The sequence below is a fragment of the Marinomonas colpomeniae genome (genome assembly GCF_014803385.1).
GTDB classification, from domain to species: Bacteria; Pseudomonadota; Gammaproteobacteria; order Pseudomonadales; family Marinomonadaceae; genus Marinomonas; species Marinomonas colpomeniae.
The window spans coordinates 617,527-631,099 of record NZ_JACYFC010000002.1 but is presented as its reverse complement, the minus strand read 5'-3'; the positions used below and the strand labels follow the sequence as shown (position 1 = coordinate 631,099).

The following is a 13,573-nucleotide window of genomic DNA, read 5'->3' as shown; positions in this document are numbered from 1 at the left end:
AAATACACATGACAGCAGAAGAAACAGTATGGATTGTTGATGACGATCGCTCTATTCGCTGGGTACTAGAAAAAACTCTAGAACAAGAAGGCATTCAATGTCGCTTATTTGATTCAGCCGAAAACCTAGTCAGTATGCTTGAAAAAGAGCAACCAAGTGCCATCATTAGTGATATCCGCATGCCAGGTATGGACGGTTTAAAACTGCTTGAAAAGCTACAGATGGATCACCCTTATTTACCTGTCATCATTATGACCGCACATTCAGACCTTGAAAGCGCTGTAGCGTCATATCAAGGCGGTGCATTTGAGTACCTACCAAAACCCTTTGATGTGGAAGAAGCGGTTAGCCTAGTAAAACGCGCTATGCTACATCACAAAAATTCTCGACCAAGCACAGAAGACATGGTCGAAGAATCTATTGAGGCAGAAGTAGATAAAGAGATCATTGGTGAAGCGCCTGCTATGCAGGAGGTATTTCGAGCCATTGGCCGCCTTGCTAACTCCAACATCACCGTGTTAATAAATGGTGAATCAGGCACAGGTAAAGAATTAGTAGCTCAAGCTCTACACACCCACAGCCCTCGTGCTACAAACCCTTTTATCGCACTAAACATGGCGGCTATTCCACATGACCTAATCGAATCAGAACTGTTTGGTCATGAAAAAGGTGCCTTTACTGGCGCGAACACACAGCGTCGTGGTCGCTTTGAACAAGCGAATGGCGGAACACTGTTTTTAGATGAAATAGGTGACATGCCAGCTGAAACACAGACTCGTTTATTACGAGTATTAGCAGATGGTGAATTTTATCGTGTTGGTGGCCATACAGCGGTAAAAGTAGATGTACGCATCATTGCTGCGACCCATCAGAATCTTGAAATTTTGGTACAGAAAGGTTCATTCCGTGAAGATTTATTTCACCGCTTAAATGTCATTCGTATTCATTTACCTAAACTTGCCGAACGTCGTGAAGATATACCTAAGCTAGCTCGTCACTTCTTAAGCCGCGCAGCGGATGAGCTCGCAGTTGAACCCAAACTATTAACAAAAGAAACAGAAAACTATCTTACCCAGCTTGAATGGCCAGGTAACGTTAGACAACTTGAAAACACCTGTCGCTGGTTAATAGTAATGGCGTCTGGACGTGAAGTACTAGTTGAAGATTTACCACCTGAGTTGCTTGCTGCTGTACCTCATGAGCAACCTTTTGCATCCTGGGAAGAAGCGCTTAAAAATTGGGTAGATAGCACATTAGCAACAGGTCAAAAAGGCATACTGGATCAAGCGGTACCTAAGTTTGAGCGTATCATGATAGAAACCGCTTTGGCTCACACAGGCGGGCGTCGTCGTGATGCATCTCTTCTCTTAGGCTGGGGACGCAACACCTTAACTCGTAAAATCAAAGAGTTAAATATTGACCACGCAGAACAAGACGAAGATTAATTCAATTCAATAAAAAACAAGAGTGTAGGCAAACCTAATGCTAGGTTACCTGCACTATCTCAATTTTCTATTATTTTGGACTTGCTTTTATATCCACAATCCCCTACTAATAAACACTATTAACTGATTATTAATGAAGGGAAAATTGTTATGTACCCAACACTCGAGTCAATGGGCGTCACTAGCATAAAGGACATTGAAAAGTTCACTTTACGTTACGAAGGCGGCCATGATGTATTAAAAATTTATTACCGCCGTGAAAAAGGATCTTTACTTCCTAAAAGTAAAAAATTCAAGTTTGGTCGTGCGACTAAAACAGTACTAGCAGATGGCGGTCAACAAACATATCGTCAAGTACAAGAACCTTCTCTTACCGTATTACGTGCAATGGAAGAATTGGAAATGATTGTTGGTAGACAACATGAAGCCAAAGTTACAAAAGACGACTTGGTCCAAGAATTAGTGCATTTGGAAAAAGTTATGACAAGTAAAATCAACGAAATCAAAGAAAAAATCGAAGCCATGCAATAAGTCGTCTACTAAGTAAAACGAAACAATAAAGCACTTCGAAATCCTTTCTATTGGCTGGGCACTAGGTTCAGCCAATAATTCTGACTGGCCCCTATATAGAAATCTCGCTACAATCGCTTCAAATATTTTATCTCTTTTTGTGCCCGAGCTTTTTATGAATATTGTTACCTCTGTATCAGAACTCGCCAACATTCTCCGTCAAGGTGGGGTTATTGCCTATCCAACAGAAGCTGTTTGGGGGTTGGGTTGCGACCCTTTTAATGAGTCTGCAGTTAGACGAATTCTAAAGCTCAAATCTCGTCCAGAATTTAAGGGTTTAATTTTGGTTGCCGGTGCACAAGAAGAATTAACGCCCTGGTTGAATTCACTCAATAACGAAACGGCAAAACGACTTACCAGCTTAAACAAGATCCCCACTTCTTGGGTTGTCCCAGACACAAAAATCGCACCTAGCTGGATTAGAGGCGAGCACAAAAGTGTCGCTATACGTTTATCGCAACACGAGCCAGTTCAAAGATTATGCGCCGCATTTAATGGAGTCATTGTTTCTACATCAGCAAACCCATCAGGGCTAAATTCAGCTCTTAACATAGAAGAAGTGAACACATACTTTGGTGATAAAATCGATGCTATTTTCAACGCCCCATTAGGCAAAGCAACACAAGCATCACAAGTGCGTGATATTCTGACAAACACGTTATTCAGACCCTAAACCGTTAAACAAGCACATCACACCAAGACAACCCAATAGCGCACAAAATTTTCTACAACTGATATCTTGTGCACAACATGCCAAGTTATTCACAAGCATAAAAAAAGCGATATCTCGTTTTATGTATAAACAAGATATCGCTTTATAAGGAAGCTTAGCTCTCTTTATTTCTAAACAATCAGAGCCTTAATGTCCACCCAAGTACGCTTCGCGCACTTCTGGATTGACCAAGAGTTCATCACCTGTACCTGTCATACGAATCTCACCATTCACCATTACATAGCCACGATCGGCTAGCTTTAAAGCATGGTTAGCATTCTGTTCGACAAGGAAGATAGTCATTCCCGTACTCGCAACATCTTTAAGGATTTGGAAGATTTGTTTAACAATAATAGGAGCAAGACCTAAACTAGGCTCATCCAATAAAAGCAATTTTGGACGACTCATTAAAGCACGCGCAATAGCAAGCATTTGCTGCTCGCCCCCAGACATAGTTGATGCACGCTGGTTACGACGCTCTAATAGGCGAGGAAACAATTCAAACATCTTTTGCATGTCTTCTTCAGCATGATCCATACCGATAGGGATTGTTCCCATCAATAAATTTTCTTCTACAGACATACTAGGAAAAATACGTCGACCTTCTGGTGATTGAGCAAGACCATTCGATGCAACGTAATGAGCCGATTTTTGCGAGATATCTTCACCGCGATAAATAATCTGTCCAGAAGAAATGCGTGGCTGCCCAAAAATTGACATCAATAAAGTTGATTTACCAGCACCATTTGCGCCGATCAAGGTAGCAATTTCACCTTCATTGACTGACAAAGACACTTTTTTCAAGGCTTGGATAGGACCGTAATGAACGTCTACATCTTTAAATTCCATCAAAGTAGTCATAGTGTTACCTCCTCGCCTTCTTCCGCACCAAGATAAGCGGCAACCACTTTAGGATTACTCTTAATATCCTCTGGACCACCTTCAGCGATTACCTCACCATGATCCAACACGACGATATAATCAGAGATATCCATAACCATCCCCATATCATGCTCGATCAACAAAACCGTTGTGTTGTGCTCATCACGCAACACACGAATCATTTTAGTAAGTGCTTCAGTTTCTGAAGGGTTTAAACCTGCTGCTGGCTCATCCAAACAAACGATCTCTGGGTTAGTACACATAGCACGAGCAATTTCTAAACGACGCTGTTGTCCGTAAGAAAGCTCACCAGCCAACCGATTTGCTGAGTCTTCAAGATCCACGACGCCTAACCAGTAAAAAACGCGCTCTAATGCTTCCTCTTCAGCTTTTCGATATGCCTTAGTATTCAAAATACCTGCAATCATGCTGCGATTAACACGCATATGTTGAGCTACCAATAAATTCTCAACTACTGACATTTCTTTAAATAAACGAATATTTTGGAACGTTCTAGACAAACCTGCACGGTTTACCAAATGCGAACCACCAAACATTTTATATTTAAGACGATTAAAAAATGCAATCGGTGAAAAGTAATCCGAAAACTGAAACGGTTCGCCAAGCACTTTAATAATGCTAGTTTCTTTGCCGCCAGCAGATAAAAGAATCTTTCCACCTGTCGCTTTATAAAAACCAGTAAGACAGTTAAATACCGTAGTTTTACCTGCACCGTTTGGCCCAATCAAAGCTGACACTGAACCGCGTTTTATATCAAAGGTCACATCATTTAAGGCTTTAATACCACCAAAATGCATTACCAAGTTTTCAACTTTTAAAATATGTTCTTGGCTCATTTCACGACCCCTTTTCTCGCTGCGAAACCTGTTCGCGTCACACGAACAATACCGCGAGGTTTCCAAATCATCATTACAACCATCAAAATACCAAACATTAATACACGATATTCTGCGAACTCCCTTAATACCTCAGGCAGTACAGTCAAACAAAAGGCCGCTATTACAACACCAAGAGTCGATCCCATACCACCAAGAACCACGATGGCCAAAATCAGAGCCGATTCAAAGAAGGTAAAAGACGATGGGTTAACAAAACCTTGATACGTCGCAAAAAACACACCAGCTAAACCACCTGTTGATGCACCTAACATAAAGGCAGAAAGCTTAACTAATACATGGTTTAAACCGAGTGAACGACATGCAATTTCATCTTCACGCAACGCTTCCCAAGCACGACCAATTGGCATTTTCACCAAACGATGCTTAACGAAAAGAACAGCCCACACTACTGCGAATAACACCAAATAAATAAACATGTATTTATAAGCAGAATCATACGGTAAGTTGAAAAATTCGTGGAAAGTATCGCCATCTTTGGATCGTCGTTTAAACTCCAAACCAAACAAAGTTGGTAGTGGTGCAGAAATACCATTAGGGCCATGTGTAAAAGAAGCCCAGTTAGTTAAAATCAAACGAATGATTTCACCAAAACCTAGGGTGACAATAGCCAAATAATCGCCATGCATACGCAACACAGGGAAACCTAATATAGCACCTGCAAAGGCAGCTAAGATCGCAGCTATCGGTAACATAGACCAAAAACCAAGACCTAAGTTTTCATACCCTAATGCTAAACCATAAGCACCTATAGCATAAAACCCAACAAAACCTAAATCCAATAGACCGGCTAAGCCAACAACAATATTAAGACCAAGACCTAACAATACGTATATCAAACCTAGAATAACAACGGTAAGAACGTATTTAGAAGCAATAAAAGGTACTAAAAGACCAACCACAATGACTAATGGAATAATCCATACCATTTTCGATTTGTGACCAGGAGAAAGGACTTTTGCCCCTTCATCATGATTCGCATATTTGAACGACATTGCCACGCCTTTTTCAGTCTGAAAAAAGCAAGACATAACAAAACGTCCAACAACAACTACAGCGACCATCCAAGCAACTCGGCCAAACTCAGCATCAAACTCATAGCCATCCAGTAGCACCCCAACAATTGGGCCAAATAAGATAAGCGCAAGAAAGCCTGCAACCAATGCATCAATACTACTTTTCTTAAAATTTATTCCAACAACTTGGCTCATTTATACTTTCTCCACTTCAGGTTTGCCGAGAAGGCCACTTGGGCGAACAATCAAAATGAGAACTAATAGAGAGAATGAAAATACATCTTTATAATCCGAGCTAATTAGTCCAGCAAATAGAGCTTCAGATAAACCGAGAATCAGCCCACCCAACATAGCACCAGGTAAAGAACCTATGCCACCTAAAACCGCTGCAGTAAAGGCTTTAATACCAATAATAAAGCCAACATAGAAATCGAATGCACCATAATCTAATGTAATAAGTACACCAGCTAAAGCGGCCATCATGGCACCAATAACAAAGACTGTAGAAATAACTTTATCTGTATCTATACCCAAAATTGAGGCCATTTTACGGTCTTGCTGAGTAGCACGACACATGCGGCCCAATTTTGTTTTTTGAATAACGTAAGTCAGTACACCCATTCCTAAAAGAGAAATAAACAGAATAAGCAGTTTCATATAAGTGATTTGTACAAAACCATCACCTACTGTAAAGCGAATAGCGCCAGTCAAAAGAGTCGGAACACCCTGTTGGTTTGCTCCCTGACTAAGTTGTACATAGTTCTGTAAAATAAGAGACATACCAATCGCTGAGATCAATACAGATAAACGACTAGAGTTTCGTAAAGGACGATATGCAATACGCTCAATAACCCAACCATAGGCGCCGGTTACAGCAACAGTTAAGAATAGCGTACCTATAATAATGATTGGAAAAGATTCGATACCAAAAAATGTAAGCAGTGCAATTGCAATAGCAGTGATATAAGCAGACACCATGTAAACATCACCATGGGCAAAGTTAATCATGCCAATAATGCCATATACCATAGTGTAGCCGATCGCAATGAGTCCATATACTGAACCAAGGGTAAGACCGTTTACCAGCTGCTGGAGAACGATATCCATCGTGAGACCTCGTAGGGAATTAATGTAGAGAGTTGTTAATTGGCACTATCCTTGTGCCAATTAACATAGAGATAAACTAAGTGAAAATTAGTTTACTTGAGTATATTTACCTTTCGCATCCCATTCATACATAACGTAATCTGAAACGGTCAAATCGCCTTTATCATCAAACGTTTTCTTACCCATTGCAGTATCAACAGAATTAGTTTGTAACCATTCAGCACCCTTAACAGGGTCTAGATCATTGGCAGACAAAGCAGCCGCTACAACTTGCATAGCAGTGTATGAATAAAGCACATAACCTTCTGGCTCAAAACCTTTGTCACGGAACCCTTGAACGACTGTTTTACCAGCAGGGTAAGAGGTTGGATCAGCACCGAATGTCATTAATACACCATCAACATACTCTGGTGAACCAGCAACAGAAACGAACTCATCCGAAACGATACCATCACCAGACATGAAGATTGCTTTAGAGCCTTGCTCACGCAATTGACGAACTAGTGGGCCAGCTTCTGAGTGAAGACCACCGAAGTAAACAACATCGGCATCAACAGAACGGATTTTTGTGATTAGTGCGTTGAAATCTTTTTCACCACGAGTCAAACCTTCATACATTACTTCTTTTACGCCGTAAGCATTAAGAGTCGCTTTCGTAGCGTCAGCAAGACCTTTACCGTAAGTGTCTTTATCATGAATGATTGCAACACGTTTTGCGCCCAATGTATCAACAATATAGCTAGCTGCTACGTCGCCTTGCTGATCATCACGACCACATACACGGTAAACATTTGATAAACCTTGATCGGTAAGAGTTGGGCTAGTTGAAGCTGGAGTAACCATTAGAACACCCGCTTCTTCATAAATTCTTGAAGCTGGGATAGATGAAGAAGAACAGAAGTGACCAACAACAGCAAGAGCACCATCAGAATCTACTAAACGGTTTGCTACTGAAACGGCTTGTTTTGGTTCACAAGCATCATCTGCTTTAACCAATTCAATCATTTCGCCATTAATACCACCATTAGCATTAATGTCAGCGGCCGCTTGTTCAGCGCCTTTCCATAGTTGCTCACCAAATGCGGCATAAGCGCCGGTATGAGGACCAGCAACACCGATGACAACATCAGCTTGAGCCAATGTAGCAGCACCAGCGATAGCAAGAGAAATTAACGTTTTTCTAACAATTACATTTGACATAAGAAAAGCCTCTACTCGTTTTGTGTTTTATCGTTATTATTCAAAAGCAAGAAGCGTTCCAAAAAAGCAACTCTCAATATATAAGACTTACATTATGGAACTTTCGATACAATTATTTAAAAAATGTGCACAACAATGAGACAACACCTTAATGTTAGAGTAAGAATTGGTCAATAGTAGTGCGTAATAATAATTCGAGGGATAAGGTAAAATCCTACCTAAAATGGCACTTTCAGTATGAATAACTAATATTTATCAAATAAACAGTTTTTTAAACTTCAAAAATGAAACTATCGCACTAAGGATAGGCAGCACAATAAAGTAATATTCATAGGATTTTTTTGTAAAAAAATAGCATTTCCATTATTTGAGACGACACAATACCAATGTATTGGATAAGCTCATGACTCACCGAAAGAAATTTTACTCATTAATAGGCGTGTGTAACACATCTGAAAGGGGAATCAACTGAACACCATCTTGATCTAAAGTACTAAGGCGTTTTTTAAGATAAGCAGTTGTTTCTGGGTAAGGATGACCTATTGCTAATGCACTACCATGACGTCTAGCCAGTTTTATCAGGCGAGTAAACTGTTTATCAATAGCACTCTCTGAACGAATATTATCTAAGAAAACATCCCGTGTTACTGTTTTCAAACCATATTCCTTGGCGGTTTGGTTTGCCACACTTTTAGAACTAGTCAAACTATCTATAAAAAAGAATGAGCGAGCTTGAAGCACATCCATTACCCATTGCATTTGCTTTTTCTTAGTCGTTAACAAACTTCCCATATGGTTGTTTGCTCCCTGTATTCCAGGTAACCCATCAAGGTCTTTATTAAGCGTCTCTTTTAACTCTTTTTCTGTCATGCTCGCGTATAAACCACCAGGACCTAACTTCAACTCACGTTCATTTTCCATCGGTGCATGCAATAGCGTCATACGCTTTTGTTTTTGTGCGGTAAGGGCTGTTTGTCGAGCAAATGGAGTCTCAGGCAAAATAGCAAGAGCGACTTCCGTAGGTAAAGCCAATGAAGATTCCATACCGTGACGGTTGTAACCTAAGTCATCGATTAAAATCGCAATTCTAGGCATTTTTGGATGCACATCAACAGCTAGGATTTTCGCAGGTTTAATCACTTTAATCGGAGCATCACCCACCATTACTGGCAAAGCAGCAGGAGAATCTTCTTTTAATGGATTCTCTTTTGGCAAAGTGTCTTTCAGAGGCACATCTTTCACGACTGGGCTATCAATGGCCTTACCATCAAGCTGGAAATTTAGAAAAGGAACGAGTGCAGGTGTCCAAGGCCGAGTATTTTCCAGCATAGGTAGACCCATAAATTCTGGCACTTTTTTAGTATCTAAAACAGGCCCGAGACTCTCTAAAGGTACGACTAGTGGTATTTCTTCACTATTTTCCACCTGCATTTCAACAAGCCTGTCTGCAGCGTCTTCTAAAGGAAAAGTTACAGAGCTTTCTAATTCGTTCGCCCACCCACTAACAGGTTGCATAGATACTAAAAACAAAGAACTGAATAAAACTCTATTAAAATTTACTAAAACTGGCATTTGAATATATCGACTTAAAAAAAACATTCTCACTGCGTTTGAACTAATTTCGGTATTGTTTTTAGAATGCTGACCGCTTGATACAACTGGAAATCCGTTTTTGCTAATTCACTGATTTCCAACTTAACGTCTTCGCTAGTATGTTCTTTTCCACCAGTTCCATTTTCCAAATGCCCTTTTAATTCTGACTCTTTCACAGAAAACTGCCCCTCGTCTAAGGTCAACGTTGCCTGTGGAACAATCAAATCAGGAATAATACCTTGAGCTTGAATAGAGCGACCGTTAGGTGTGTAATAAAGTGCCGTTGTTAGCTTTACTGCATCACCATTTGATAATGGAATAACAGTTTGTACTGAGCCTTTACCAAAACTTTCCGTTCCTAAAACCAACCCTCGATTGTGATCTTGGATGGCTCCAGCTACGATTTCAGACGCGGAAGCTGAACCTTCATTAATCAGCACAATAATAGGTACGCTAGCTAATTTTGTCGTTCTTTTTGAAGCTAAAAATTGGCTTTGAGACAATTCGTGTCTACCTTTTGTGTAAACAATCATACCGTCATCAACAAAAGCATTCACAACACCAACAGCACTTTGTAAAACCCCCCCTGGGTTATTACGTAGATCCAAAACAACCCCTTGAATGTCCTGCTCTTTCTTTAATTTATCAATAGTGTCAGAAAACTCTACACTGCTGTCGCCTTGAAATTGACTAATACGTAAATAGGCAATGCCATCACCCACCCACTTACTTGATACACTAGACTCTTCAACTAAACGACGAATCAGCTCGTACTGTTTAATTTCACCGTTACGGCTAATATCTAACATCACGGAAGAACCAACTTCGCCACGCATCAAGGTAACAATGTCTTGCATACCTAAATCAGTTATTAAGGTATTGTCGATGCGAATAATGATATCACCTGAAAGAATACCTGCTTCTTTAGCTGGTGAGCCATCAATAGGGGTAACTATAATAAGGTTACTATCTTTGATTTCGACTTCGACGCCAACACCAGCATAATTGCCTGATGTCAGTTCATCAAAATCTATCAATTCACTTTTTGTAAAATATTCAGAATGTGGATCAAGTCGAGACACCATACCCTTTAACGCTCTATGCAGGATTTCTTCATCTGATAAAACATCAACATAACCTTCACGAATAGTTTCGAACGTTTCTACAAAAGACTGTATTTGAGTCGTCGGTAAAACATCCTTTGCCTGAACTTCAGTAAATAAGACAGGTAGCGTTAATAGCGACATGAATAGAAAGGAGGTTCGTTGACGTAATATGTTAATCATAATTATTCCTATCACTTTTGTATCCACTTTATACTCTAGCTAACAACAATTACTCTAAAATCGTTTGGAGTAATTAACCCGAAACAACCCAAGAAAGTGGTTTTAATGGCGTGCCATTATGGCGAATTGCAAAAAACAAAGCAGAATCAGGACGACCACCAGAACTTCCGGCCATAGCAACGACATCGTTAGAACCAACCCATTCACCCACTTCTTTTAATAAACTTTGATTGTAACCGTACAACGACATGTAACCATCGCCATGGTCTAAAATAAGTAAAAAACCGAAACCTCTCATCCAGTCTGAAAAAACAACTCGACCTTGAAAAACTGCATGGACCGGCTCTCCCTCCTTGGTTCTTAGGGTTACACCGCCTAAGTTAATGCCACCATCAGATGGCAATTTAGAAATAGTTCGTAAAGGACGTACCAACTTCCCTCGCTGAGAGGAAAATGGCACCTCGAAATCAGGTATTTTAACATCAGCAAGAGCCTCATCTAAACGCTGAAGCATTTCTTGTAAATCTTTCTGATCACTTAATAATTGTTTAGATCGCTTATCACCTTTTGCCAAATCACCGTCTAATTTGGCTAATAAATTGCGACGATCTTGTTGCTGGCCAGCAAGGCGACTACGCTCTTCTTTTAATACAACTTCTTCCCTAGCTTGCTGTGCACGATGACTGCGGATGCTTTTTTCAACTAAGCTCAGATCACTTACTTCATTAATAAAACCATTAATCAAAGATTGCCTAGCAGTTGAAAAATAACGATTGTATTGCACCAATCGCTCTGAGTCTTCCGCATTACCACCGTTCAACAATAGCTTCACACTTTCTTCATCGCCTGAACGATAAACCGCCCTTAATTGGGCGGCTATTTGTTCGTTCTGCTGCTGAATGCTTAATTGGAGAGACTGCTGCTGAACTCTTAATTCGCTCAGCTGCTTTTCTCCTTTTTTAAGACTCTCTTGAATAGTCTGTATTTTTTTAAGGAGCTCTTGAATGTCTGTTTCTTTAGCTTCAAGCTGCTTCTCTACTCCAGACCGCTCAGATTTTATATCCTTCAGCCAACGATCCAATTTTTTCAAATCTTGCTGTAATTCTTGGATTTGCTGTTTCGCCTCCGCTGGAGTTTGCGGCTCACCTGCCGACCAGACAACACTGGACAGCAGGAATAAACACAAGGTGAAACATCTGGATATGGTCGTCACTACTTAAACTCGCGCCAACAAGCTTACGCCTGTCATTTCAATTGGTTTTTCCATTCCCATCATATCTAACAAGGTAGGTGCAAGGTCACATAAAGCCCCCTCTTTTAGACTTAAACCCGTAGTTGGCGAAAACAAAACCAAAGGCACAGGACCTATCGTATGTGACGTTAGAGGTTGGGAGCCATCGTCACTTAACATTTGCTCTGCATTACCGTGGTCTGCGGTAATTAAACATTGGCCGCCGTTAATTTTTAATGCCTCAACGATACGACCTAAACATAAATCAACCGCTTCAACAGCTTTAACTGCAGCATCAAAAACACCACTGTGACCAACCATATCGCCATTAGCAAAATTACAAATAACAGTATCGTACTTACCAGCTTCGATAACTTCGACCAGTTTATCTGTCATTTCTGGCGCGCTCATTTCTGGCTGCAAATCGTATGTTGCGACGCTTGGAGATGGAATCAACTCACGCTCTTCACCTTCAAACAAAGCTTCTTCACCACCGTTAAAGAAAAACGTTACATGTGCGTATTTTTCAGTTTCAGCAATACGAAGTTGTTTTTTACCTGCTTTTGCCAACATTTCACCCAAGGTATTACTCAAGGCAATAGGTGGGAATGCCACATCCGCGGTAATGTCAGAAGCAAATTCAGTGAAAGTAACAAAAGACGCTAATTTCGGGTGCGCTGTACGCTCAAAACCATCAAATTCAGCGTCAGTAAATGCTCTCGTTAATTGACGAGCACGGTCAGGACGGAAGTTAGCAAAAATAACCGCATCACCCTCTTGTAGTGGCGCAGATTCGCCAATAACACTGGCTTTAACAAACTCGTCATTCTCATCACGGTCATAAGCGGCTTGAATCGCCTCTTCTGCCGTCTTAGCTTGGAATTGGCCTTTACCTAACACGATTGCATCGTATGCAGTTTGAACTCGATCCCAACGGTTATCACGATCCATTGCGTAGTAACGACCAGTCAATGTCGCGATTCTACCTACGCCTAATTCAGCTAATTTGGCTTCTAACTCAGCTGCTGGTGTCTTAGCTGAACGAGGAGGAGTGTCACGGCCATCAGTAAAACCATGTACGTAAATCGCTTTCGCGCCACGTTTGGCAGCCATTTCACACATTGCCATTATTTGCTCATGGTGACTATGTACACCACCGCTAGAAAGCAAACCTAAAATATGAACGGCTTTGTTAGCCTTAACCGCTTTATCTATTGCACTAACCAAGGCTTCATTTTCAAAAAAAGTACCGTCATCGATCGCTTTACCAATACGAGTAAAGTTTTGGTAAACCACACGGCCAGCACCAATATTCATATGACCCACTTCAGAATTACCCATTTGCCCTTCTGGCAAACCGACAGCTAAACCAGATGTTTTAAGCAAAGTGTGCGGCTGATTATTCCACAGAGCATCCCAGTTAGGTGTGTTCGCTGCAGCAATAGCATTAGATTTAGAAGTTTCACTGTATCCCCATCCGTCAAGGATAAAGAGAGCTGTTGTCTTTTTGTTCATGTTAATCTATCCCATAAATTGCTCATGATTATGACTTGATACTACCACAGGCTTGTAATTTTGTTACAGAGCACAGTCTCTATTCAGGCTATTAGTTTT

General features: G+C 40.7%; 12 protein-coding genes. 3 read left to right on the top strand and 9 right to left on the bottom strand.

Annotated features, from left to right (window positions below; genetic code table 11):
* Positions 1 to 8: 8 nt before the first annotated feature.
* The 3 genes from ntrC (at position 9) to IF202_RS08170 (ending at position 2,688) form a co-directional block, all read left to right on the top strand.
* A complete protein-coding gene (gene ntrC / locus IF202_RS08180; protein WP_191594384.1) occupies positions 9 to 1,445 on the top strand; it encodes a nitrogen regulation protein NR(I) in 1,437 nt (478 codons plus the stop codon).
* Positions 1,446 to 1,595: 150 nt separating this feature from the next.
* Positions 1,596 to 1,976, top strand: a complete 381-nt coding sequence (locus tag IF202_RS08175; RefSeq protein WP_191594383.1) for a DUF3461 family protein — start codon at positions 1,596 to 1,598, stop codon at positions 1,974 to 1,976.
* A 154-nt stretch (positions 1,977 to 2,130) separates the two neighbouring features.
* Positions 2,131 to 2,688: an L-threonylcarbamoyladenylate synthase gene (locus tag IF202_RS08170; protein ID WP_191594382.1), complete on the top strand. Its 558-nt coding sequence runs from the start codon at positions 2,131 to 2,133 to the stop codon at positions 2,686 to 2,688.
* 186 nt (positions 2,689 to 2,874) lie between these two features.
* On the opposite strand, the gene IF202_RS08165 is transcribed toward IF202_RS08170, so the two are convergent.
* The 9 genes from IF202_RS08165 to gpmI form a co-directional block, all read right to left on the bottom strand.
* The gene (locus IF202_RS08165) at positions 2,875 to 3,588 is read right to left on the bottom strand and encodes an ABC transporter ATP-binding protein (RefSeq protein WP_191594381.1); all 714 of its coding nucleotides are present in this window, start codon (positions 3,586 to 3,588) and stop codon (positions 2,875 to 2,877) included.
* Positions 3,585 to 4,466 carry an ABC transporter ATP-binding protein gene (locus IF202_RS08160; protein WP_191594380.1) on the bottom strand — a complete coding sequence of 294 codons (882 nt, stop codon included), beginning with the start codon at positions 4,464 to 4,466 and terminating at the stop codon, positions 3,585 to 3,587. The genes IF202_RS08165 and IF202_RS08160 overlap by 4 nt, the downstream gene beginning before the upstream one ends.
* Positions 4,463 to 5,737 carry a high-affinity branched-chain amino acid ABC transporter permease LivM gene (livM, locus tag IF202_RS08155; RefSeq protein WP_191594379.1) on the bottom strand — a complete coding sequence of 425 codons (1,275 nt, stop codon included), beginning with the start codon at positions 5,735 to 5,737 and terminating at the stop codon, positions 4,463 to 4,465. The genes IF202_RS08160 and livM overlap by 4 nt, the downstream gene beginning before the upstream one ends.
* Positions 5,738 to 6,649 (bottom strand): ABC transporter permease subunit, encoded by a 912-nt coding sequence (locus IF202_RS08150; protein WP_191594378.1) that lies wholly within the window; start codon positions 6,647 to 6,649, stop codon positions 5,738 to 5,740.
* An 87-nt stretch (positions 6,650 to 6,736) separates the two neighbouring features.
* Entirely contained in the window at positions 6,737 to 7,849 is a 1,113-nt protein-coding gene (locus IF202_RS08145; protein WP_191594377.1) for a branched-chain amino acid ABC transporter substrate-binding protein, read from the bottom strand.
* 423 nt (positions 7,850 to 8,272) lie between these two features.
* Positions 8,273 to 9,421 carry a divergent polysaccharide deacetylase family protein gene (locus IF202_RS08140; protein WP_235963366.1) on the bottom strand — a complete coding sequence of 383 codons (1,149 nt, stop codon included), beginning with the start codon at positions 9,419 to 9,421 and terminating at the stop codon, positions 8,273 to 8,275.
* Positions 9,422 to 9,450: 29 nt separating this feature from the next.
* Positions 9,451 to 10,728, bottom strand: coding sequence for a S41 family peptidase (locus tag IF202_RS08135; protein WP_191594376.1), 1,278 nt, complete (start codon positions 10,726 to 10,728; stop codon positions 9,451 to 9,453).
* A gap of 73 nt (positions 10,729 to 10,801) precedes the next feature.
* A complete protein-coding gene (locus tag IF202_RS08130; RefSeq protein ID WP_206705423.1) occupies positions 10,802 to 11,914 on the bottom strand; it encodes a murein hydrolase activator EnvC family protein in 1,113 nt (370 codons plus the stop codon).
* Between the two features lie 30 nt (positions 11,915 to 11,944).
* Positions 11,945 to 13,474 (bottom strand): 2,3-bisphosphoglycerate-independent phosphoglycerate mutase, encoded by a 1,530-nt coding sequence (gene gpmI / locus IF202_RS08125; protein ID WP_191594374.1) that lies wholly within the window; start codon positions 13,472 to 13,474, stop codon positions 11,945 to 11,947.
* Positions 13,475 to 13,573: the final 99 nt, after the last annotated feature.